Annotated in this window: 26 protein-coding genes and 1 pseudogene; 7 read left to right on the top strand and 20 right to left on the bottom strand. The window is 70.0% G+C overall.

Annotated features, from left to right (window positions below; translation table 11 throughout):
- Nucleotides 1-213 precede the first annotated feature (213 nt).
- Together CUT83_RS11495 and CUT83_RS30300 are read right to left on the bottom strand one after the other, a co-directional pair.
- The gene (locus tag CUT83_RS11495) at nt 214-786 is read right to left on the bottom strand and encodes a GNAT family N-acetyltransferase (RefSeq protein WP_101255747.1); all 573 of its coding nucleotides are present in this window, start codon (nt 784-786) and stop codon (nt 214-216) included.
- A 125-nt stretch (nt 787-911) separates the two neighbouring features.
- The gene (locus CUT83_RS30300; protein ID WP_165869445.1) at nt 912-1,070 is read right to left on the bottom strand and encodes a hypothetical protein; all 159 of its coding nucleotides are present in this window, start codon (nt 1,068-1,070) and stop codon (nt 912-914) included.
- Between the two features lie 235 nt (nt 1,071-1,305).
- On the opposite strand from CUT83_RS30300, the gene CUT83_RS11490 reads away from it, so the two are divergent.
- Nucleotides 1,306-2,334 (top strand): LacI family DNA-binding transcriptional regulator, encoded by a 1,029-nt coding sequence (locus CUT83_RS11490; protein WP_093849429.1) that lies wholly within the window; start codon nt 1,306-1,308, stop codon nt 2,332-2,334.
- 119 nt (nt 2,335-2,453) lie between these two features.
- Here CUT83_RS11490 and CUT83_RS11485 read toward each other — a convergent pair.
- Nucleotides 2,454-2,684: pseudogene (locus CUT83_RS11485) on the bottom strand (DNA-binding protein); the annotation flags it as partial.
- 97 nt (nt 2,685-2,781) lie between these two features.
- Between CUT83_RS11485 and CUT83_RS11480 the strand changes: the two are divergent.
- On the top strand, nt 2,782-4,293 hold the full coding sequence (locus tag CUT83_RS11480) for a glycosyltransferase family 39 protein (protein WP_240957878.1): 1,512 nt from the start codon (nt 2,782-2,784) through the stop codon (nt 4,291-4,293).
- A 270-nt stretch (nt 4,294-4,563) separates the two neighbouring features.
- Here CUT83_RS11480 and CUT83_RS11475 read toward each other — a convergent pair whose 3' ends face one another.
- From CUT83_RS11475 to CUT83_RS11450, 6 genes are all read right to left on the bottom strand, one after another.
- Complete coding sequence (locus tag CUT83_RS11475; RefSeq protein ID WP_093849430.1) at nt 4,564-5,193, bottom strand: dihydrofolate reductase family protein; 630 nt, start codon at nt 5,191-5,193, stop codon at nt 4,564-4,566.
- The gene (locus tag CUT83_RS11470) at nt 5,190-5,726 is read right to left on the bottom strand and encodes an SRPBCC domain-containing protein (RefSeq protein ID WP_101255746.1); all 537 of its coding nucleotides are present in this window, start codon (nt 5,724-5,726) and stop codon (nt 5,190-5,192) included. The genes CUT83_RS11475 and CUT83_RS11470 overlap by 4 nt, the downstream gene beginning before the upstream one ends.
- Nucleotides 5,723-6,061 (bottom strand): ArsR/SmtB family transcription factor, encoded by a 339-nt coding sequence (locus CUT83_RS11465; RefSeq protein ID WP_093849432.1) that lies wholly within the window; start codon nt 6,059-6,061, stop codon nt 5,723-5,725. The genes CUT83_RS11470 and CUT83_RS11465 overlap by 4 nt, the downstream gene beginning before the upstream one ends.
- A gap of 151 nt (nt 6,062-6,212) precedes the next feature.
- Nucleotides 6,213-7,112: a macrolide 2'-phosphotransferase gene (locus tag CUT83_RS11460; RefSeq protein WP_101255745.1), complete on the bottom strand. Its 900-nt coding sequence runs from the start codon at nt 7,110-7,112 to the stop codon at nt 6,213-6,215.
- A gap of 443 nt (nt 7,113-7,555) precedes the next feature.
- Nucleotides 7,556-7,990 (bottom strand): hypothetical protein, encoded by a 435-nt coding sequence (locus CUT83_RS11455; protein ID WP_206282609.1) that lies wholly within the window; start codon nt 7,988-7,990, stop codon nt 7,556-7,558.
- 164 nt (nt 7,991-8,154) lie between these two features.
- Entirely contained in the window at nt 8,155-8,652 is a 498-nt protein-coding gene (locus tag CUT83_RS11450; protein WP_101255743.1) for a hypothetical protein, read from the bottom strand.
- 161 nt (nt 8,653-8,813) lie between these two features.
- Here CUT83_RS11450 and CUT83_RS11445 point away from each other — a divergent pair, with 161 nt between their 5' ends.
- Nucleotides 8,814-9,761 (top strand): LysR family transcriptional regulator, encoded by a 948-nt coding sequence (locus tag CUT83_RS11445; RefSeq protein WP_101255742.1) that lies wholly within the window; start codon nt 8,814-8,816, stop codon nt 9,759-9,761.
- A gap of 139 nt (nt 9,762-9,900) precedes the next feature.
- Here the strand turns inward: CUT83_RS11445 and CUT83_RS11440 are convergent, their stop codons facing one another.
- From CUT83_RS11440 to CUT83_RS11415, 6 genes are all read right to left on the bottom strand, one after another.
- Complete coding sequence (locus tag CUT83_RS11440; protein ID WP_101255741.1) at nt 9,901-10,284, bottom strand: VOC family protein; 384 nt, start codon at nt 10,282-10,284, stop codon at nt 9,901-9,903.
- A 35-nt stretch (nt 10,285-10,319) separates the two neighbouring features.
- The gene (locus CUT83_RS11435; RefSeq protein WP_101255740.1) at nt 10,320-10,739 is read right to left on the bottom strand and encodes a PIN domain-containing protein; all 420 of its coding nucleotides are present in this window, start codon (nt 10,737-10,739) and stop codon (nt 10,320-10,322) included.
- Nucleotides 10,736-11,014, bottom strand: a complete 279-nt coding sequence (locus CUT83_RS11430) for a CopG family transcriptional regulator (protein ID WP_101255791.1) — start codon at nt 11,012-11,014, stop codon at nt 10,736-10,738. Before CUT83_RS11430 ends, CUT83_RS11435 begins: the two co-directional genes overlap by 4 nt.
- 43 nt (nt 11,015-11,057) lie before the next feature.
- Nucleotides 11,058-11,990 carry a hypothetical protein gene (locus tag CUT83_RS11425; RefSeq protein WP_101255739.1) on the bottom strand — a complete coding sequence of 311 codons (933 nt, stop codon included), beginning with the start codon at nt 11,988-11,990 and terminating at the stop codon, nt 11,058-11,060.
- Nucleotides 11,991-12,261: 271 nt separating this feature from the next.
- Entirely contained in the window at nt 12,262-12,390 is a 129-nt protein-coding gene (locus CUT83_RS30895) for a DUF397 domain-containing protein (protein ID WP_240957888.1), read from the bottom strand.
- Nucleotides 12,353-13,264, bottom strand: a complete 912-nt coding sequence (locus tag CUT83_RS11415) for a helix-turn-helix domain-containing protein (RefSeq protein ID WP_101255737.1) — start codon at nt 13,262-13,264, stop codon at nt 12,353-12,355. Before CUT83_RS11415 ends, CUT83_RS30895 begins: the two co-directional genes overlap by 38 nt.
- A gap of 176 nt (nt 13,265-13,440) precedes the next feature.
- On the opposite strand from CUT83_RS11415, the gene CUT83_RS11410 reads away from it, so the two are divergent.
- Nucleotides 13,441-13,938 carry an ATP-binding protein gene (locus CUT83_RS11410; protein ID WP_101255790.1) on the top strand — a complete coding sequence of 166 codons (498 nt, stop codon included), beginning with the start codon at nt 13,441-13,443 and terminating at the stop codon, nt 13,936-13,938.
- A gap of 16 nt (nt 13,939-13,954) precedes the next feature.
- Here CUT83_RS11410 and CUT83_RS11405 read toward each other — a convergent pair whose 3' ends face one another.
- The 5 genes from CUT83_RS11405 to CUT83_RS11385 all read right to left on the bottom strand — a co-directional run bounded on the left by CUT83_RS11405 (nt 13,955) and on the right by CUT83_RS11385 (nt 17,118).
- Nucleotides 13,955-14,482: a DinB family protein gene (locus CUT83_RS11405; RefSeq protein WP_101255736.1), complete on the bottom strand. Its 528-nt coding sequence runs from the start codon at nt 14,480-14,482 to the stop codon at nt 13,955-13,957.
- A 121-nt stretch (nt 14,483-14,603) separates the two neighbouring features.
- Nucleotides 14,604-15,371, bottom strand: coding sequence for a hypothetical protein (locus tag CUT83_RS11400; protein WP_101255735.1), 768 nt, complete (start codon nt 15,369-15,371; stop codon nt 14,604-14,606).
- 300 nt (nt 15,372-15,671) lie between these two features.
- Entirely contained in the window at nt 15,672-16,058 is a 387-nt protein-coding gene (locus CUT83_RS11395) for a VOC family protein (protein ID WP_101255734.1), read from the bottom strand.
- Nucleotides 16,055-16,348 (bottom strand): ArsR/SmtB family transcription factor, encoded by a 294-nt coding sequence (locus CUT83_RS11390; RefSeq protein WP_101255733.1) that lies wholly within the window; start codon nt 16,346-16,348, stop codon nt 16,055-16,057. The genes CUT83_RS11395 and CUT83_RS11390 overlap by 4 nt, the downstream gene beginning before the upstream one ends.
- A gap of 95 nt (nt 16,349-16,443) precedes the next feature.
- Complete coding sequence (locus CUT83_RS11385; protein ID WP_101255732.1) at nt 16,444-17,118, bottom strand: class I SAM-dependent methyltransferase; 675 nt, start codon at nt 17,116-17,118, stop codon at nt 16,444-16,446.
- A 172-nt stretch (nt 17,119-17,290) separates the two neighbouring features.
- On the opposite strand from CUT83_RS11385, the gene CUT83_RS11380 reads away from it, so the two are divergent.
- The 3 genes from CUT83_RS11380 to CUT83_RS11365 all read left to right on the top strand — a co-directional run bounded on the left by CUT83_RS11380 (nt 17,291) and on the right by CUT83_RS11365 (nt 21,015).
- Entirely contained in the window at nt 17,291-17,935 is a 645-nt protein-coding gene (locus CUT83_RS11380) for a CBS domain-containing protein (protein WP_101255789.1), read from the top strand.
- 573 nt (nt 17,936-18,508) lie between these two features.
- Entirely contained in the window at nt 18,509-19,603 is a 1,095-nt protein-coding gene (locus CUT83_RS11370; RefSeq protein WP_143688529.1) for a hypothetical protein, read from the top strand.
- A 2-nt stretch (nt 19,604-19,605) separates the two neighbouring features.
- Nucleotides 19,606-21,015, top strand: coding sequence for an alpha/beta hydrolase (locus CUT83_RS11365; protein WP_158238997.1), 1,410 nt, complete (start codon nt 19,606-19,608; stop codon nt 21,013-21,015).
- Nucleotides 21,016-21,027 lie beyond the last annotated feature (12 nt).

Raw genomic sequence — 21,027 nt, 5'->3', positions numbered from 1 at the left:
CATGACACCCATGGCATCCGCAGACAATCCGTCTGCGCGGGATCGCCGCCGAAACGGCCGCGACGCCCGTGACCGCTCCGGCGGAAGCCCGGTGCGCCCTCGACGGACCCGCCCGCGTGGGCCGTGGTGGACCGGGCAGCGGAACACGCCGGGCGGATACGGCCCGCCCCGACGCCACGCCGGGCACCCTGCCCCGCCGGCGGAGCCGGCCGACTACCAGAGATCGCCCTCGCGCCAGTCGCAGACCAGCTCACCGGAGGTGTCCGGCTCCGCACCGCCAGCCACCGGCAGCACGTGCACGCACCCGTCGTCCTCCTCCGTACGCACGGTGCCCGAGGGAGTGAGCGCCGAGACGGGCCCCCGCCACAGCAGCCAGCCGCGCGCCGCGTAGAAACCCAGCGCCTCGTCGGTGGAGGCCAGAGCCCCCAGGTCGTACGCGCCGCGCACCACCCGCTCCAGCGACCCCATCAGCGCCGCCCCGTGTCCGCGCCCGCGCCGGTCGGCGCGGACCCCCACGCCCTCCACATAGCCGGCGCGCAGCGCCCGGCCGCCGTGCAGCAGCCGCCGCTGCACCAGTGAGGCGTGGCCCACCAGCTCCGGACCGTCCCAGGCCAGCGCGTGCACACCACCCAGGGCGTGCTCCCAGTCCTGGTCGGTCATGTCCCCCTCGAACACCTCGTCGAGCAGGGACCGGGCCGCAGCGCGTACGGAGGCGTCCAGATCCGCCGTGTGGACGAGGGTGATCCCGCCGAAACCACCGCCGTCCCCGATCCTGATACCGGTCATGCGCCCATCCTGGCAGCACACCGCCGCCCGCCGTCGTCTCTCCACGGCGGCGGGCGGCGGTGCTCGGGGGTGCTCGGGGGTGAAGCCGTACCCCGGGCCGGCGGGCCGGGCAGGGGCGGCGCGCCTCAGTGACGCCCCTGCCCCCGGCCGCGCAGCCTGCTCAGGGCCTGCTTGGCCTGGGCCCGCTTCCTGGGGTCTGAGGCCGCCCTCTTGGCCTGCCGGGTCAGACGGCGACCCTGCGGGGTTCGGGCGAACATGGCGATCTTGCTCAGAATGCCCGGCACGGTTCCTCCAGCTGTTCACGGGTGCCCGTCGCGGCGAGCCGCACCCTTTGAGCTCGGTTGTCCTCCTTCGCCTCCTACCCCGGCGGGCGCGGGTGATGTACGGGCCCTCCCCGGGGCCGGGCCGCGGCCTTCGGGTGGCCTTCGGGTGGCCTTCGGAACGCGTGTTCCGGGCGTGAGCGGTCCGCTCTAGGATGAGCCCCGGTTCGCCGGCGACCGCGGGCGGGAGGGAGAAGCGGTGAAGCGTCCCACGATGGTGGACATCGCCCGCCGTGCGGGGGTCACCAAGAGCGCGGTGTCCTTCGCGCTCAACGGCCGCCCGGGGGTGTCGGAGGCGACCCGCGCCAGAGTGCTCGCCATCGCGCAGGAGCTGGGCTGGCAGCCCAACAGCGCCGCCAGGGCCCTCTCGGACGGCCGGGCCGGGGCCTTCGGACTGGTGGTGGACCGCCCGGCCCGCTCCCTGGGCATCGAGCCGTTCTTCATGCAGCTGGTCTCCGGTATCCAGAGCGAGTTGTCCGGGGACGGCACCTCCCTGCTGTTCACCGTCGCGCCCGACGCGGACGCCGAGACGGCCACCTACCGGGCCTGGTGGGCGCAGCGCAAGGTCGACGGCGTCTTCCTGGTCGACCTGCGGGTGGACGATCCCCGGATACGCGCCCTGGAGGAGCTGCGCCTGCCCGCCGTGGTGATCGGCGCACCCGTCGGCACCGGAAGCCTGCCCGCGGTGTGGAGCGACGACGCGGCGGGGGTGCGCACCGCCGTCACCCACCTCGCCGACCTCGGGCACCGCTCCATCGCCCACGTCACCGGGCCCGCCGCCCTGCGGCACACCCTCCTGCGCACTGAGGCGTTCGCCGCCGCCACCGCCGAGCGGGGCGTCACCGGCCGGAGCGTGGAGGCCGACTACAGCGGCGAACAGGGCTGCTCCGCCACCCGCGCCCTGCTGGAGGGCGAGGACCGCCCCACCGCGATCCTCTACGACAACGACGTGATGGCCGTCTCCGGCCTGAGCGCCGCGCAGAGCCTGGGCGTCCGCGTCCCCGCCGACGTCTCCCTGGTGGCCTGGGACGACTCACCGCTGTGCCGGCTGGTCCACCCCGGGCTGACCGCGCTGCACCGCGACATCGCCGCCTACGGCGCCCTGGCCGCCCGCCGGCTCCGGGACGTCGTAGCCGGCCACCGCGTCGAACACCGCCGCGCCCCCGACCCCACCCTCACCGTCCGCGCCAGCACCGCCGCCCCCTCGCGCGACGCGGCCCCGCTGTAGTCGTCGTCGGCCGGATTCCCGGAGATCTCTTCCAAGGCGTGGAAGACCGGCATGCGTCTGGAGGCCGCAGCCCCGGACGATCGGCCCCTGACCGGTAGGCGAATCCGGTACGGGGCCTCCTACTGCGGGCCTTCCGCGTCGGCCGCATCGGCCGCGACGCGGCCGGCCGGACGTTCGTATCGCTGCCTGGCCGCCTGCGGGGTGCCGAGCCCGAGCCCGAAGGCGATCTCCTGCCAGGTCGTGCCGCGACTCCGGGCCATTTCCCCGCGGACCAGCGGGACGAGGCTCAACGCGGCGGTGATGTCGGCGTGGTCCACCCCCGGTTCACCGTGATCCGGCCGTGCGGCCCCACGCTCGTACTGGAGTACTAGGGTGCATACGTTCGTGATCAATGAGTGACGCCTGACCGCCCGCCCTCTTCAACGACCGATCCGGAAGCCCTCCTCGATGTCGATTGACCGCAAGTTACGTTTGTCGCCTCGCCACCTGGAGGCCGAGGCGACGTTCGCGGCAGAAGCCGCCCCCCTGCGTCGCGCCGTTCTCATCTGGCTGCTTCCGGTGCTGTGGACTGTCTCCCTCGGCCTGTGGGGGCTGTCGCGGCAGGACAGCGTGTGGCGGGACGAGGCCGCGACCTGGCAGGTGGCCGAACGCTCCACAGCCGAGATTTGGCACATGCTGGGTAACGTCGACGTCGTGCACGGGTGTTACTACCTGCTGATGCACGTGCTGTTCGACTGCTTCGGGGCCGGCACCACAACCCTGCGGCTGCCCTCGGTGCTGGCCATGGGAGTCGCGGCGGCCTGCGTGGCGGTCATCGGTCACAGGCTGGCCGGCGTGTGGGTGGGCTTGGCAGGGGGTATGGCGTTCGGGCTGCTGCCCGCTGTGCAGTTCTACCTCCAGGAGGGGCGGCCCTACGCGATGGTCGCCGCCGGTGCCGGGATCTCCACACTGCTCCTCGTGACTGCGCTTCGCGGGCGTGGCCGGAGGCTGTGCTGGGCCGCATACGGCGGCACCGTTTGTCTGATGGGGCTGCTGAACTGGCTCTCACTTGTGATCTGCGCGGCACACCTGGGAACTCTCCTGTGGACACGAGCCGGGCGCGAAGTTTGGACACGCTGGATGACAGCCTCCGCGGCCGCCACGGCCTGTGTGCTGCCGTTGATCCTCTTCAGCCGGGGCCAGTCCGCACAGGTGTCATGGATACCGCCGCTGTCCTGGCACATGTTGATCGGCCCAGCGGTTCTGCTGGCCATCGGTGGCGTCGGCGCGCTACTGGACCGGCCCCGAGCAGGCCGGCTGTCGGTGGCAGCCGTCGGGTTACCGCTGCTGGCGGTGCCGCAGATCGGCCTCATCGCCCTTTCCCTGATTCAGCCGTTGTTCCTGGACCGGTACATCCTCTACAGCATGCTGGGGCTGGCACTGCTGATCGGCACTGCCGTCGGCTCGGCGATCCAGGCGGTCAGGCCCCGGCTCCCAAGAGCATCGAAGTGGATTCTCCCTGCAGTGGTTGCCGTGGCGGTGGTGGCACTGCTGCCGCAGACACTGGCCAAGCGGTCCCCGGCAAGCAGGGTGGACGATGTCCTGGCGGTGGCGTCGGAGGTGCGGCGGATGAAAGAAACCGGGAGTGCGGTGCTCTTCGTCCCGTCAGCGCGCAGGGACACCAAGTCCGTCTCACCAAACGCCTTTGCCGGACTGCGGGACATAGCTCTCGCGGAGAGCCCGGAGAGGTCCGGGACCCTGAAAGGCGTGGAGGCGAGCCCGGATCACATACGTGCTGCGATGCTGGCCCAGCAACGGATACTGCTGGTGACGGACGCGACGCGGGTGGCGAAACCGGTGACGGCCGAGCGGGACAACATGAAAACCACCGTGCTGAAGGAGTACTTCACGCCGGTGGCCGGCGAGCAGATTCGTGGCCGCCGGGTGACGGTGTACCAGCGGCTTGCGACAGCTCACTGACCGGCGGCGCAAGACCGCCGTCTCCATCTGCCTCCGTCGCATGACCGGCCGGACAAGTCCCGGGCGGCAGGCACGGCAGGGCATCGCCCACCGTCCGAGACGGGCACCCGATCACTGCGCCATGCGTTCCGCGTCGTCCGGAACCCAGGGAAACGGAACGCTTGGCCATCTCCGGGTATGCCGCATGCCCGAAGAGGTGGGTCGCCCAGTCCACGACCTCACCCCGGCCGGCGTCACACGCCATGGAGTGGATCCGGGCGGCCCGCCGGGCTACCGGACGAAGGCGGTGACGCCCTCGTACGTGCCCTGTGACGCCTCGCCCGTCGTCTCGTACTCCAGGAGCAGCAGTCCGTTCGGCGTCGCCTCGTGGCGGACCAGCCGGAGACCGCAGGGGGCGCCGGGGCCGGACATCAGGCGGCGGCCGGCCCTGAGCACCGTGGGCGCGACCACGAGGCGGAGCGTGTCGACCAGGCCGGCGGCCAACAGCGCGTCCCCCAGGCGGGCGCTGCCGTGGATCTGGATCTCCCGCCCCGGCCGAGCCCTGAGCTCGGCGACCGCGCCGACCGGATCGCCCCCGAGCACGGTCGTGGGGTGCCAGGACCCCTCGGTGAGGGTGTTGGAGACGACGTACTTCGGCAGTGTGTTCATCCGCTCGGCGAATGGGTCGGCCGGGTCGGTGATCGCCGGCCAGTCGCGTGCGAACGCCTCGTAGGTGCGCCGGCCCAGCAGCAGGCCGTCGGCGAGGTCGAGCCACGCGGAGGCGCGCCGCACGAACGTCCCGTCCATGTGGGGCACGAGCCAGCCGCCGCGGCCGAAACCGCCGCTGGTGTCCTCCTCCGGCGAGCCGGGCCCCTGGCTGACCCCGTCGAGCGTGGTGAAGGCGGTGATGGCGATCCTCATCGCGCAGCCCGTCGCGTGGCCGTGCTCTCGGCGAGGGCGGCCAGCTGGTCGGCGACCGAACCCCAGCCCTCGGCGAAGCCGAGCTTGGCGTGGCGGGCGCGGGCCTCCGGGTCGCCGTGCCGCACGACCATCCGGTAGTCCGTGCCCTCCGGGTGGTCGGCCAGTGTGATCGTGGCGGTCATCGCGACCGGGGCGGGATCGGCGGGGCGCCAGGCGCTGTCGACCGCGTTGGTGAACACGATCCGGTGGAGCTCGTCGACGGCGAGGAAGCACGCGTCCAGGTGCGGGACGAACCCGGCGCCGTCCTCGCTCAGCCGCGTCACGAACGCCCCGCCGGGCCGCAGTTCCAGATGGTCCACCCGGCAGCGGGCCGGGGCGGGGACCCACCATCGCTCGAGCCGGGACGGGTCGGTCCAGGCGCGCCAGACGGTCGCGCGCGGCGCCCGGATGATCCGCTCCAGGGCGAGATCGAGGTCGGGGTCGAAGCGGGGGCCGGGGGTGCGGCCGAATCCGGGGCCGGGGTCGGGGTTCACTGCCTGTTCTCCTCCGGGTCGGTGACGAACTGCTCGAGTCGGTCGGTGCGCTCCTCCCAGATCCGGCGCTGCTGTGCGAGCCAGTCGTCGACGAGGGCGAGCCGCTCGCGGTTGAGTACGCAGCTGCGCACCCGGCCGGACTTGACCGTGTGTATGAGCCCGCTCGACTCGAGCGTCCGAACGTGCTTCATGAACGAGGGGAGGGTCATCGGGAACTCGCGGGCGAGGTCGCCGACGCTTCTGGGCCCGTGGCCGAGGTGCCGGACGACCGCACGCCGGGTCGGGTCGGCGAGGGCGACGAACACGCCGTCCAGCTCCGCCGAATACTTAGCCATATGGCTAAGTATTGCGCGGGGTGATAGTTAGCGCAAGGGCTAAGTGTTGGGATGGCCGATCGGCGCCGGGTCCGGCTGAGGAACTCAGCCGGACCCGGCGCCGATCGGCCCACGGTTCTCCGGGAGCACCGCCGCAGGACCGGGCGGGGCGTCAGGCCTCGGGGTTCAGCATCGCCGCCGCGGTGGCCCGGTCGGTCTCGGCGCCGGTGGTCAGCGCGTACAGGGCGTACCCGATCGGGGAGGAGTCCCACAGGTGCTTCGCCTGGGCCGCCAGGCCGGGGTGGACGTGCCCGCCCGCCCGCTCGTACGCGGTGAGGGTGGCTTGCAGCATCTCCTCGCCCGCGGCGCCGTACTGGAAGGACAGGTCACGGGCGGGGTCGTCCACGCGGGCGGTGGTCCAGTCCAGGACTCCGGTGATCGTGCCCTCCTCGTCCAGCAGCACGTGCGCGGGGTAGATCTCGCCGTGGGTCATCACGGTCCGCTCGGGCCAGCAGGTGTCGTCCTCGAGCCAGGCCCGCCAGGCCTCGGTCAGGGCGGGGGAGACGGTGAAGGCCTCGCTCACGCGGGCGATGTCCTCCCGCCACGCCTGACGTACCCGGGCCGGGGTGCGGACCTCGACCCCCGCGGCCTCGGCCCGCTCCGGGGCAATGGAGTGCAGGCGGGCCAGCAGACGCCCCAGGCGCTCGGCGTAGACCGGACTGGCGGGATCCATGTGCCAGTTTGGCTCCCCGGCATCGGTCAGCGTCAGGCCCGGGGCGCCGGGCAGGGCCGGATAGGCGATCAGCTCGGGGGAGCGGACCTGCCAGTCGGGGACCGCGACGCCGTCCTCGGCCAGGACGGGGGCGACCAGGTCGAGGATGCGCCTCTCGGCGGCCATGCCCTCGGAGACATCGGCCCGGCGCGGCACGCGCAGCACCCACCTGCGGCCGCTTGTGTCGAAGGCCATGACGACCCGGTAGTCCAGGCCCGCCTCGTTCACGGTGGCGTCCTGCGCGGACAGGTGCAGGCCGTGGACGGCGGCCAGGGCTATGAGATCGTCGATCGTGTTCATGGGGCCACGCTCCCACCCGCGCCTGTGCCGCCTCCAGCCCTTTTCCCCGCCGCCCGTGCCGCCGAGGGCCGCCCCTCCGGAGCGACACGGCCCCCCGACCGTCCTCGCCCGCCAGATCGACCTTGCACTCACCTCGGGGCAGGACGCGGCCCCCTGCCCTTGGTCATCGTTTCAGGCCGCCGAAGTACAGCCCGGATGGACCGGGCCGACCCCGGGGCCGGCCTGGCCGGCCGCGATCGCCCGTCGGCCGGGTCGCGGACAGCCGACCCCATCCGCCGCCACGGCTGCGGCGGATGGAACGCCTCCTCGGCCCACCGGCGCCGGCCCACCGGCGCCGGCCCTCCGGCGCATCGCCCGGCCGGCCTTTGATCCCCTCGGCGACCCCTCTCCGGGCACAGCACCGAACCGGTTCCCGCCCTCAAGCGCCGATGCCGATCGCGTCGTCACCACCACGCGGTTCTGTAAGTGGTTTCCGCGCACGTCAACTGCTTGGTGATGCACGCACGGAACGCGACCTTGCTGCTGGACGACGTGGGATACCCCCCGGTCCAGTGAATACCGCCCCCCGAGATGTTGAAGTCCCCTGAGAATGTGTCCGCTTTACGGTCCCCGTCAGTGTCAACCTCGAACATGAGGTCGTAGCCCGCCGCCGGATTCACCACACGCCCCCAGCCGTACTGGACCCCGCCGTACGTGCCGTAACGGACCTGGACGGTACCGGCCGGAGTTTCCTTGAACACGGCGGTTCTCGGGTTTGTGATGCTGTGGACTTGCTCCGGAGTGATCCAGCTCGAGGCGGATGCCGGGGCGGCGGCCGCACCCACGACGCCAGCGAACGCGGCGGCCGTGGCAAGGGCCCCGAGGACACGGTTACGCACGATTTTCCTCCTTTGCTGTGCTGTGATCATGGTCAGTGTGCGGTGATCGGACTGGCGAGGTGATGTCCTTTCAGACCGGACCGAAACCATCAAGCAAGGCGGCATGGCCCGAGGTTCGGCGGTGCGGGTCCACTCCCCGCCCGCCGGGACCGCACGGTGTGCGCTCAACAGTTGCGAATGGACCAGACGGGCCCCCAGTCCTGCTGTCGCGTCCCGCTGAAGGGCTTGAAGGACTTGATGACGTTTCCGCTGCTGCCGTAGAAGTATGAGGTCGGGCTGCCGGTCTGCCTGTTCGCGTAGTGACCGGTGCCGAGCCAGTTGGTCAGGTGGTACCGGTTGCAGGTGTAGAGGTAGAAGACCTTCCACATGCCTTTCGTGGAGTCCCAGGCCAGGGTGCAGAGGTTGCCGCTGGCGCAGGGGAAGTCGCTGTAAGGCGGCACATGAGCGGTCCTGACGCTCGGCGAGATGCCCGGAGAGGTCGCAGCCGCTCCCTGGGCCTGCACGGTCCGCGCTTCCTCCGGCGCCGGCGGGGCCTTCATCACCTGGACGGTAGCGCCTCCGTCCGCAGGGGTGGCCGCCTGGGCGGGCCCGGTGACGGCGGCGGAGACCAGGAGCGAGGCGACCCCGGCCGCAAGGCCGAGAACCGAGTGCTTCGTGCGCATGTGTTCCCCCATGGCAGAGTGACGGCACGGCCCTGCGAACTGCGCCCGGACCGCGCTGTGCGTGTGGTCGTTTCCCTGTGCACGGAAAGCCTGCCGGGGACGCACCACACGCGGAAGAGGAAGCCTCATGCGGGAAGCCGCGGCATCGATACGCTGGACGTATGAATGAGGGCCGCCGGACCGCAGCCACTCGTACACCTGACCTGCACCAACTACGGATCTTCACCGTCCTGGCCGAGGAACTGCACTTCGGGCGCACCGCCGCCCGGCTGTTCACCACGCAGCCTGCGGTCAGTCGGCAGGTGCGTGCCCTGGAGGATGCGCTGGGCGTCGCCGTCTTCGACCGCACCAGCCGAGCCGTGAGCCTGACGCCGGCGGGCAGGGCGCTGCTGCCGGAAGCCCGTGAGGTCCTGGCCGCCGTGGACAGACTGCACGCGGTTGCCGAGCGGCACCTCCGTGAAGTCGCCGGGAGCCTGCGCGTCGGAGGGATAGGCGGCGAGGCCACCACAAACTACGCGCAGGCCGTTCTGGCAGGCCTCGCACAGGAGCATCCGCGTCTGGCGGTCGAACTGCGAGCCCTCGGCTTCGGCGAGCAGTTCCAGGCACTTCTGGGAGGCGATGTGGACATTGCGTTCCTGCGCGAGCCCGTGCCCGCGGGCATCCAGGTCCTTCCACTGAGCCGCGAGCGTCGGGTCGTCTGCCTGCCCGCCGACGACCCTCTCGCCGCACACACCGCCGTGTCCCTCGCCGATCTCGCCCGTCACACCGTCGTAGACGTACCGTCGTGGGCATCCCGTGCCTGGTGGGAACACTGGAGCGCCGACCCGCGCCCCGACGGCGCGCCTGTCCGCTACGGCCCCGTCGTCGATGACGTCGAGAGCATGCTGACGACCGTCGCCAGAGGACAGGGCATCGCCTTCCTGCCCGCCCGGGCCCGCGACTTCTATCCCCGGCCCGGAGTCCGCTACCTCGACGTACCCGAACTGCCGCCCAGCACCGCGGTCCTGGCCTGGAACGGCCGCCACCGGGACCGCCCCGACATCGCCGCCGTCCGAGCCGTCGCCGCGCGCCTTCGAATCCGGTCAGGCAGTGGGCGAGGGCAGGGATGATCAATCGGCGATTCCGGGAGCGTGACGGCGACCTTCCTGATCTCCGCGCCGAGCGTCACCAAATCGTGTTTGCTCGCCCGCGTACACGGTTCAGGTGCCTGGCGGCCTTTTCGGTGCGCGCCCTGAGCGGGCACGGTCGTCACAGGGGCTTGAGGCGGGCGCGCAGGAGGCAGAACTCGTTGCCCTCGGGATCGGACAGGACGTGCCAGCTCTCGGTGCCGGTCTGGCCGACGTCGACGGGCCGGGCGCCGAGGGCGAGCAGCCGTTCCAGCTCGGCGTCCTGGTCGCGGTCGGTGGCGTTGACGTCGATGTGCAGCCGGAGCTTCCCCGGGCGGGGGTCGCTGGTGGGGCTGATGACGAGGGTGGGCTGCGGGCCGCCGAAACCGGTGCCGGGCGGGCCGATCTCGATGCTTCCGTCGTCATCCCGGCCGAACTCGACGTAGCCGAGGACCTCGCTCCAGAACGCGGCCAGCCGTTCGGGGTCGGTGGCGTCGACGACGAGTTCGCTGATGCGGCATGCCATGGCCGTCACCCTATGCGAGCCAGGACGGCTCGCGCTCACACCTTCACGACGACGACCCTGTCCGGTACCAGCCTCTCCAGGTCGTCCACGTCCGAGGTGAAGACCGTCACCCGGCCCGACTGCTGTCGCGCGACGACGGCGAGCACTGCGTCGATCGAGTACTTGTGGCCGTGCAGCCCGGCCCGGCTCAGAAGTCGGCGCGCCTGCCGGGCCTCTTCCTTGCCGATGTCCGCGACGGTGAGGCGGGAGAGCACCCAGTCCCAGCGACGCTCAGTGGTCCTCCCGTCGTACGCCTCGACAAGAGTTATGGGGGAGGTCACCACCTCGGCCTCCCCCCGGGCCGCCAGGTCGAGGCGGGCGATCATGGCGCGGTCGCCACGCACGGCCAGCGACAGGGCCTCGCAATCCAGGACGAAGACGCGGGGTGGCGCCTCCCTGCTGTTCTGCCTCCTCACGCGGCCTCTCCGGGACAGTTCCGTGCGGTGGTGCGGCGGCGCTTGTGCTCGGCGTCGAGGTCTTCCAACTCTCTTAGCGCCGCAGCACGTTCGCTCTCGGTGACCGGCCCGTGTTCCTCCTCCAGCCAGTCGACCAGCTCCCGGAGCCGGTCCCGCTCCCGCTTCAGGCGCAGCGCCTCGGTGAAGTACGCCGACATGCCCCGCTCAGTCACTTCGGAGCGGATCTCCTCCAGGAGATCCTCCGGGATCGTCACGGTGACCTTCTTGGTTGCCATACACAACACCATACTCATGGTGTTGCTCCCCATACTCGGTGAATCAGCAGGCCGCACGGTTTTCCTCCCGCTCCATGCGGCAGTCGCGGCACAACTGGCCGGGCCGGGCTGCGCGGATGGCGCGTTCGCAGCCGTCGCAGGTCTGGAGGGGCAGGACGGCCGGCTTGGCGGGCGACGGGGCCGAGGCGGGCGCGGGCAGGGGCGGCTCGCCGAGGCGGAAGGCCAGGATGCGGGCCGGGCGGGCCAGAAGCCGTTCGGGCAGGCCGGCGGTGAGCGTCTCGGTGATCCGGGCGGGGGACACGCCCGCCGCGAGCCACCGGGCCACGTCCGGGGCGAGCCGGGCGGCCTCGCCCTCGGAGAGGATCAGCCGGGGGTCGGCGTTGCGGAGACAGGCCAGGACCCGCACCGCGTCCGGATCGGCCTCGCCGAGCGGAGCGGGCTGAGCAGGCGGCGCCTGCGGTGACCGCACCACGGCCGGGAGCGGGTCCGGGGGAGCGGTGGCCGGTGCCGGGGCAGACGGGAGGGGCGCCGGGTCGGAGGCCGTACGCGGAGCCGGTACCGGCACGCGGACGGGCGCGGGACGAGGCCGGCGGCCGGGCGGTGGTGTGGGATCCGGGTCGTCGTCGCCCGGCGGTACGTCGTGGAAGTAGGTGCGGGTACGGACCCGGCCGTCCGGCCCGCGCTCGCGCCGCCGCTCCAGATGCCCGGACGCCTCCAACTCCCGCAGAGCGCGGGAGATCAGGATCTCGCCCTCGGAGAAGTGCTCGCACAGCGCGGTGATGCTCACCGGAGCGCCGTCCGGGAGGGAGGAGATGTAGGCCGCGACCCCGATGGTGACCGCGCTGCCGGGCCGCTGCGCGAGGGCGTTGGCGAGGACGGTGAAGTTGGCGGTGAGGCGGGTGCGTACATGGATCACGCCGGATGTCGGTGCACCGGCGCGGGCGCGCGAAGGCGCGCTAAACTGCGAGTCAGCCATCGGGAAGGTGCTTTCTTCCTGATCGGTGAGGCCCTCGATCGGGATGCCAGTCCCGGCCGGGGGCCGCAACTTTTTGCGGTTGTCGCGATGAACGTAACCACCCCCTTTTCGAACCTGCAAGCTCGTCACCCGTACGGGTGACGAGGGGAAAGGGTGGGTGGGTGGGAGGTTCTTTCTCCCGGTTCTTTAAGGGATTTCGTGGCCCGCCGGACCCTCGTGAGCGAGGGTCCGGCGGGACCAGGGAACCGACGCACACCGGCCCCCGGATCGCTCAGGCGCGGCGGTCGGCCTTCAACTCGCTTATGAAGGAAGCCCAGGACGCCGACGGGAACGCCAGCACCGGCCCGTGCGGGACCTTGCTGTCACGGACAGGGATGCTGCCGGGGAAGCCGTCGGCCACCTCCACGCAGTCGCCACCCTCCTGGTTGCTGTAGCTGCTCTTGCGCCACTCGGCGCCGCTGAGATCGGGACGGGACACTCGCTTCACGGTTGTCCTCCAGCGCGGATCGGATCATGTCGAGCGACATGAGCGGGGGCAGGGCTGCCGCCCGCAGTCGATCGTATGTCTCCCTGTACGGCCTGATCTCCGTCGGTTCCTCGACGAGTTGGCCGTAGTCGGCGCCTTCCGTGTAGACCGTCTCCGAGCCGTCCGGCATCGTCAGCAGGGTCAGGGAACCGCCCAGCGCGCCATGCTCGCCCTGGTCGAACGGCAGCACCTGCACGGTGATGTGACGTTCCTCGGCCGCTTCGAGGAGGCTTGCCAACTGGCCCCGTATGACGGCTCGGCCTCCGATCGGGCGCCGCAGCACCGACTCGTCCAGGATCACCCACAGTTCGGGACGGCCCGGTGACCAGAGCCGTGCCTGCCGCCCGAGCCGGGCCGCGACGCGTTCCTCCAACTGCTCCTTGCCGCTGAGCGTCCGGCCGACGCTCAGCAGGGCTCGCGCGTAGTCCTCGGTCTGGAGCAGGCCGGGCACCACATGTGCCGCGTACTGCATGATGACCGAGGCCCGTTCCGCGTACTCCATGAACCTGCGCGACCAGTTCGGGAACGTCTCGCGGTAGACGTACGGCCACAGGTCGACCAGCAGGTCGTCCGCTCCGAGCGCGTCGTCCAGCGTGCGCGCCAGTTCAAGCGTCGGTCTCGCCCCGGAGGCCCGCTCGACCTGGGTGATCCGGCTGGCGACCACATGCGCCTTCTCACCCAGTTCCGCCTGGGTCAGCCCGGCGGCGACGCGGAGTCTGCGCACCCGCGAGCCGAACAGGGCCGCCATCGATGCCCCGGGATCAACATCCTTGGCCAAAACATCACTTCCGTTTCTTACGGGCTGGAAGGTAAGGCTTCATCCCCTTCCGAGCCTAGGCTCGCCGATCGATCCTGAAGCACGGAACGTAATGATCCGCCTACGTTGCGGATCGAACGAGGAAGCGAAGGACGGCTTTCGTGCTGATGACGACGACCACGCCCGACGAGGAACCGCAGCCGGGCGCGGCACACCCGGGCGGCCCCGAACCCCGGCTGTTCACCATGCGGTTCACGTCATCCGCCAAGGGGGCGCGGCTGGCCCGGAAAACCGCCGTACGGCGCATGGAGGAGTGGGGGTGGCCGGCCGCATCGGATGTCTCGTGCACCGTCTCCCTGCTGGTCGGCGAACTGGCCGCCAACGCGGTGCGGCACGGCCGCGTGCCCGGACGCGACTTCCGCCTCGCGCTCGAAGTGCGGGGGAACCTGGTCCGTATCGAGGTCTCGGACGCCTCCCCGGTCCGGCCTCCGGCCGCTCCGCCCTCACCGTCCGCCGACGACGAGTCGGGGCGCGGCCTGCTCCTGGTGGACATCCTCGCCACCCGCTGGGGCGCGGTCCCGCGCGAACCCGTCGGCAAGACGGTCTGGGCGGAGGTGGCGGTCCTCCTGGACAACCCCGTTTCTGCGGGCGGACCGCCGCAGTGAAGGCGGCGGGCGACGCTCAGGGGCCGGTGGTGCCGTCCATGCGTTCCCGCAGCAGGTCCGCGTGGCCGTTGTGGCGCGCGTACTCCTCGATCAGGTGGACCAGGATCCAGCGCAGCGAGACCTCCTCGCTGCCCAGGTGCGCGGCCTCCTGCTCCGAGAGCCTGCCGGTCTCATCCAGCGAGGCGCCGGCGGTCAGCTCGCGTCCCCGCGCGACCTCGGCGCGCCAGGCGGCCAGCGCCTCGTCGATGCCGCGTTCCGGGACGAGCCCGAAGCCGTCCCAGCCGGCGTCCGCGTGGACCGGTGGCACGTCGAGACCGGCGAACACCCGCTGGAACCAGTTGCGTTCGATCTCCGCCAGGTGCTGGACCAGGCCCAGCAGCGTCATCCGCGACGGTTCCAGCGGGGCGGTACGGAGGCCGCGGTCGTCCAGCCCCGAGCACTTCAGCACCAGGGTCTCGCGGTGGAAGTCCAGCCAGCCCTCCAGCGTGGTCCGTTCATCAGCGCGCGCCGGCGGGACGGTGCGCTCGTGCGGTGTCGGACTCATGTGTTTCCTCTCCTCGGGTGTCCTCCGGGAGATCATCCCCCAAGCGGGGCCGGTGCCGTCCGGGCCGGACGGTCGCCGCGCATGGTCGGGACTCCAGCCGTAGGCTCCCGTGAGGCCGGGACTACCGGGCAGAAGGGACGACCGTGCCGGGGGGCGTGGGGGTGGCGTCGGTGAGACCGGTCCAGCGCAGCAGGACGTTCCGGTGGGAGCCGGTCTCCGTGGAACGGGCCACCGTCGCGGCGGCTTCCGGTGTGCGCGGCGCACCGGCACGGGCCAGGAGCGACAGTGGCCATTGCGGAGCCGCAGGGGCCGCTTCGCCGTCAAAGGCGTACCAGGCCCACGGCCCGTCGAACCGCCATGCTCTGCCGGTGGCGTCGGCGACCTCGTCGCCGGGCTGGAGGAAGGCGTACGGCCGGAACAACAGGTCAAATGTGAACGGTATGCCGTCACCCGGGTAGATCTCGAAGCCGGTGCCGTCATCATGGCTATCTGCCGGAGCCTCCCGGTACGACAGACCTCTGGGGAGCACCGAGACCACCAGACGGGGATGGGGCAGCCAGACGGTCTTCAGCGGCGGGTCGAAGTGGTCGACGGCGGTCACATGGACCACCGTCGGCGGCACACCGACCCGGCACACGTCCCCTGGCTCCAGGTGCTCCGGCGCCGGGTCGGTGCGGAACAGTCCCGTCTCGTCCCACATACGGGTTCCGGCGTCGAGCCCCAGCGCCACGATTCCGTTCCAGTGGCCGACCTCGCCGCTGGGATCGGGCCGCCACCACGGCCATTCCAGAGCCAGGTGATCCAGCCCGAAGTCCGTCGCCCGGGTCTCGGTGAACGGACAGGTGACGGACAGTACGTCGCCGACCCGGAAGTCCACATCCTGTGCCATGGGGCCAGATTAGGGCGTGACCCGGCGAGGTCGGGGCCCGTTCCGGGGTGACCCCTGGATGTCCGGACGTGGATCCGTCGGCAGTGTGGGAGACATGAATTCACCCCGTATCTCCCGGAGATCCTTTGCGGGCGTTGCTCTGTCAGGGGCGGCTGTGTCGGCAGTCTCCGCTGTGGTGCCCGTGCGCCGTGCCGCCGCCTCGCCCGCGCCGCGCGTCCGAACCTGACGGCGGACGGTGGATCGCGGCGGTTGCCTCGTCGAACGGGCGGGCTTGGGGCCCGGAAGGCGCGGGCCGGCGCCTTACCCGCTGTGCGCGATCTGAATCAGATTGCCGCAGGTGTCGTCCAGGACCGCGGTGGTGATCGTGCCCATCTCCAGCGGGTCCTGGGTGAAGCGCACCCCGAGCCCGCGCAGCCGGTCGAACTCCGCCCGTACGTCGTCCACGGCGAAGGAGGCGACCGGGATGCCGTCCTGGGCCAGTGCCGTCCTGTACGGCCGCACCGCGGGGTGGCCGGAGGGCTCGAGCAGCAGCTCCGTTCCGTCGGGATCCTCCGGCGAGACCACGGTCAGCCACCGGTCCGTACCCAGCGGGACGTCGTGCTTCTTCACGAAGCCCAGCACGTCGGTGTAGAAGTGCAGGGCCTTGTCCTGGTCGTCGACGAAGACGCTGGTGAGGTGGATCCTCATGGTGTGCTCTCCGGGGTGTCGGGCCTGAGCCATCGGGTCACGATGAGTTCGAGGGGTTCGGTGTTCAGCTCGTGGAACTTGTAGCGGCCCTGGCGCCGTGAGACGACCAGACCGGCGGATTCCAGTACGGCCAGGTGCTGGCTGATCGCCTGGCGGGACAGCCCCAGACCGTGCTTGTTCGCCAGCCTTGCGCAAATCTCGAAGAGGGTCTGGCCGTCCCGCTCCACCAGCTCATCGAGGATGCGCCGGCGGGTGGGGTCGGCCAGGGCCTTGAAGAGGTCCTCCGCCACGACCAACACCATAGGCAAGTGGCTACTTGCCTATCAAGAGGCGTGCCGCCCTCGTCCGATCGAGGAGGCGGGCCCCGCCGCCCAGCGCCCGTGCCTCAGCCGGGGCGTTTGGCCATGACGACCACGCCCGGACCGGTCTGCTCCTCGGCGGGGAGGCGGAGCTCGGCGACCGGAAGCAGGCCGGCCCGCTCGATCAGGTCCACGAGCTGCTCCGGCCGCCACTGGTGCGTCGTCCAGCGGACGGGGACGCCTCCGTAGGCCTCGGTGCGCGCGATGTCCTCGTCGCCGACGTGTGTCGCGGTGATGAGGTGCCCGCCCGGCTTCAGGGCGCGCGCGAACATGGCGAGGACCTGGGGAAGGACGTCACGGGGGAGGTTGAACAGCGACCACCACCCGAGCACGCCGCCGAGGGACGCCTCACCGAGGTCGAGGTCGAGGTCGGTGGCGGAGGCGACGTCGAAGCGGCAGTGCGGGTAGAGGCGGCGCGCGTTCTCGATCATGCGGGGGGAGAGGTCGACCCCGGACACGTCGAGCCCGCGTTCGGCGAGGTAGGCGGTCACCGTTCCGGGGCCGCAGCCGACGTCGAGGACGGGGCCGAGCCCGCGCACGGTGTCGGCGAAGGCGTCGATCGACGCCTTGAGCCAGGGATGGGTGCGGATGTCGCCGCAGCCCGTCGTCCGGACCATGTGAACGTAGTTGTCGGCCACCCGGTCGTAGGACTCACGGACCGTGTCGAGATCGGCCGGGCGGTCGATGGGGTGTAAACGCATCGGCCGAGGATAGGACAGCGGCCCTGGTCGAGGGACCGCCGGCCTCCCCGTCGGGCCGAACGGCACTGGCCGCCGGAGCGGCGCGGTGTTGTCATGGGGAGGGAGGACGGCGACGGTGGAACGGCCGGCGAGGGTGCGGCCGCCCCGCCGCGACGCGGAGGAGGCCGATGCCATGCTGTACCGCCACACGGTCGGTGACGTGATGACCGAGGACGTGGTCACCTTCCGCCCCGACACGCCGCTGCCGGAGGTCGCCGCCCTGCTGGACGCCAACGACATCGTCTCGGCCCCGGTCGTCGACGACGACGGCGCTCCCGTCGGCGTCGTCTCCGCCTCCGACGTGCTGCGGCACGAGACCGGCATACCCGACCCGCAGGGGCAGGACGGGGACGACGAGCGCTCCTGGGGCAAGGCCCGGGCCCGGACCGCCGGCGCGCTCATGAGCAGCCCCGTCTTCACCGCCCGTGCCGACTGGACCATCCCCCGGGTCGCGCGGGAACTGCGCAGGTGGCACGTCAAGCAGCTGCCGGTGGTCGACGAGGACGGGCTCCTGGCCGGCATCGTCACCCGCAGCGACCTGCTCGACGTCTTCATCCGCTCCGACGCCGAGATCCGCGAAGAGGTCGAGCAGGACGTCCTGGGGGACATCCTCGACCTGGACGAGGACGCCGTCGCGGTCGAGGTCCGGGACGGGGTCGTCACCCTTCGGGGGGACGTGCCGGAAGCGCGTCTCGTCCCGGTGGTCGTGGGCCTGTGCCAGGGCATCGACGGGGTCGCGGGGGTGGAGGCCCACCTCGCCGCCGCCCGGACGGACTGAGAGGCGTTCGTGGAGTGATGTCCGTTTTCCGTATGAGGGTTGCGTCAGGGGCGTCGGCCGGAGCGGTGGTTACTGCTTCCTGGTGAAGCCGCCCGTGTCGGCCTCGGCGAGGACGTCGGGTTCGACCGGGCGTTTCGGCTTGGCGCGGGGTTCCCTCGGTACCGAGTATCAGCCCTGGTGGCCGCCGCGCGGGGTGCGCTGCTGGTCCGGGCCTGTCCGAACCTGACGTCGGTATCAACCGAGTTGTGCTGATTCCTGGACCCATGGCACAGCGCCGCGGGAGCGTGGGCGCAGCCCCTGATGGGCGCCGGGTCCCGGGTGCTCCCAACCAGTGGAAATAAGCATGGATTACGGACAGAATCATCTGTCGAGCCATTTCACTGCTGAGGCGGCGAAAATGGTGAAATAGGGGGAATATTTGAAGGTGACGCTCGGGTCACGATGGGGTGGGTGATCTTGTTCGACTCCTGCGCAGCGGTATACGGTCCCGGAGCGCAAGCTAAACGATCATGGATCGTTCAGGGTTTATGTGGCTTGCGCATTATTTATTCCACCGCTCGAAGGAGAGCTCCCATGCGTCGATCAGCGGCAATACTCATAGCTGCAGGTGTAGCACTGGGCGGGCTGGCGCTTCCCGCACAGGCCGCAGGGCAGCAGGACGCTCAGAAGCTTTCGAAGAGCGAACGGGCCGCGAAGGCGGCGGAACGTCTCGCCAGGACTGACAACAAGGTCGTCAGAGCGAGCCTGAAGAAGGAAAACAAGGAGTGGAAGGTAAGCTCCAAGGAGTTCAAGGAGGCTAGAGCGAAGGCGAGAAACGTTCGCGCCAGGAGCGGTTTGACGGGCGAGGACCTCAAGAAGGTCCAGGAGTTCACTCGCCAGGCTGCCGAGCGCGGGAACACCTACCGCTCGGAAGAGGTTGAGGTCATCCCGCTTCTTGACGGCGATGTTGAAGCGATCCTCCCGAAGGGGACGGTTATCGACAGCCTCGGAGTGGAAGTTTCCGATGGCGCGGTCACCCTTGAATCCGAGACCAGTAATCCGGATGTGGCTCTCGCGGAGTATGCCGGCCCGGGAATGGCCGACTGGGTGAACAACGGAAGTGGTCAGTACATTCTCCGCGTCCCGGGCATGGGTGAAGGTCACTTCACCTGGAAGCGGAACAAGCTCTCCGATGACGGAAGCGGCACCTACGACTGGTATCAGTACAGCCGGTTCGGTGTGGCGAAGCCGGCGAACATCAACGACTACCCGGACCCCTACGTCCAGCTGATCCGCGTCCAGAGCTACCCGTACGACGGGATCGAGTCAGGGTTGGTCACCTGGGAGGACATCGCCCCCAGGACGTCCTTTGAGGGGGACTGCAACGCCGACAACCTCTCGCTCTCGGTCACTTCACCGGTGGGTGGTTTCGGCTACACCTTCAATGACTGTGACACCTACGAGGTCTGGTACAACTCTTCGAACCCGGGAAGCCAGTGGATCGAGATGGACCAGGGCCTTATCCTGTGGAATGGCGGCAGGGACTACGAGGCCGCCTACACGAATTCTTTCAAGGTGAAGCAGGGTACTGCAGGGTCGATGCACGACTTCCAGCGCGTGACATTCGTAGACGGCGCCTCGGACCTCGAGGGCAGCTGCGATTCCTATGATGTAAGCGAAACATGCTAGTGATGCGCCACATGGGATACGCCAAAGCCGCCCGCTGGTTCGCCGGCGCGGCGGCTTTGGCCGCCGTCCTGGTCGCGGGCTTCCTCCTGTATCAGCCCAAGGGTGATCAGGCCGGTGCCAGGCAATCGGTAACGCCGAAGCCGTCGACGCCTCAGGCGTGTGCGGGCAAGACCGTTCGCTGCCACCTGCTCTCCACTGGGATATGGGCGGTGATCTACGCGCCCCTTCCCGAGACGGAGGCCCCGCACGCCTCAGCCACCTTGAGGTCCAAAGAACAGGACGGGCTGGTCTTCTGGGATCCTGGAGGCCCGGGAATCAGTCCTCTCGAAGTAGGAATTACGCGGTCACTTCTTCCTTCATGGCTGAAGAACGAGACCGTGGCGATGTTCGTCGAGCCATGGGTTGTCCATGAGGTCGACCCGGACTGCCTCAACGTCCTGACAAAGGTATCGGGCGGTGGCGAGCTTCCCGAACAACAGGTGAAGGAATGGCCTGGCCAGTTCAGGGAATCCTGTGACCTCGATCTTCACCGCCTCGATCGTGCGGAGTACGAGAAGTCCTTCAGGGAGCTGAGGCAGAAGGAGGGCAGGATAGCCGGCATCTATGCACAGTCGTTCGGCGCAGTCCGGGCAAGTGCTGTAATGCCCGAGTTGAAGCGCACCGGCGGCTGGGCGGTTATGGACGCACCTGCCCCGCCGCCGGGAACGCACGCAACCACGCTCATGGTCGAGCGAAGCCTTGCTGTGGAAGAAGGCCTGCAGGACGTCATGGGGTGCACAGGTGACGATGCGGCCGCCGACTGCCGGAAATCTCTGCACCGGACGCTGCGCGAAATGGGTAGCGACAGCACGACTCCGACCGGCCTCGGAGGCGGTGTCGAGCAATATGAGCGGATGACCGCTCTTTTCTCACTCTCCAATAACATGGAGAGCAACAGGAAGCCCCTCCGTGAAATCCTGACGAACTGGCCTGAGTTGAGCGCGACCGACCAGGAGGTCATAAAGTCGGGAAGCTATGCTTTCACCCGGCGCCACGGAGACGGTCAAGTCCTGCCGGATTTTGTTGGATACATCGCCAATATCTGTCCAGCATATGACGGTTGGGGGGCAGGGGCGGGCTCGCAGGAGAGGAATCCGCTCGGGGCGGCAATGGCGCGCATGCATTACGCATGCTCGGCAATGCCAAGTGATGCAGAAGGATCTGCGTGGACGCTGCCAGAGGCGGAGGACATGCCGAGTCTGCTTCTGCTCGAGAATCCCCAGGACCCCGTCACTCCGCAAAGCGCGGCGGACGCATGGGGTAAGAACTATCCTGACGCTGATCGCTTCGAATACGAGTACTTGGGGCACACGAAAGCGCCCGACAAGCTCAGCCCGAAGATTTCGGCCTGGCTTGCGGGGGCAGGCAACTGAGCCGGATGGATC

The sequence above is a fragment of the Streptomyces barkulensis genome, from assembly GCF_002843305.1.
Classification (GTDB): domain Bacteria; phylum Actinomycetota; class Actinomycetes; order Streptomycetales; family Streptomycetaceae; genus Streptomyces; species Streptomyces barkulensis.
Note: the sequence above shows the minus strand (reverse complement) of the source record. Positions and strands in the feature narration are given on the sequence as shown.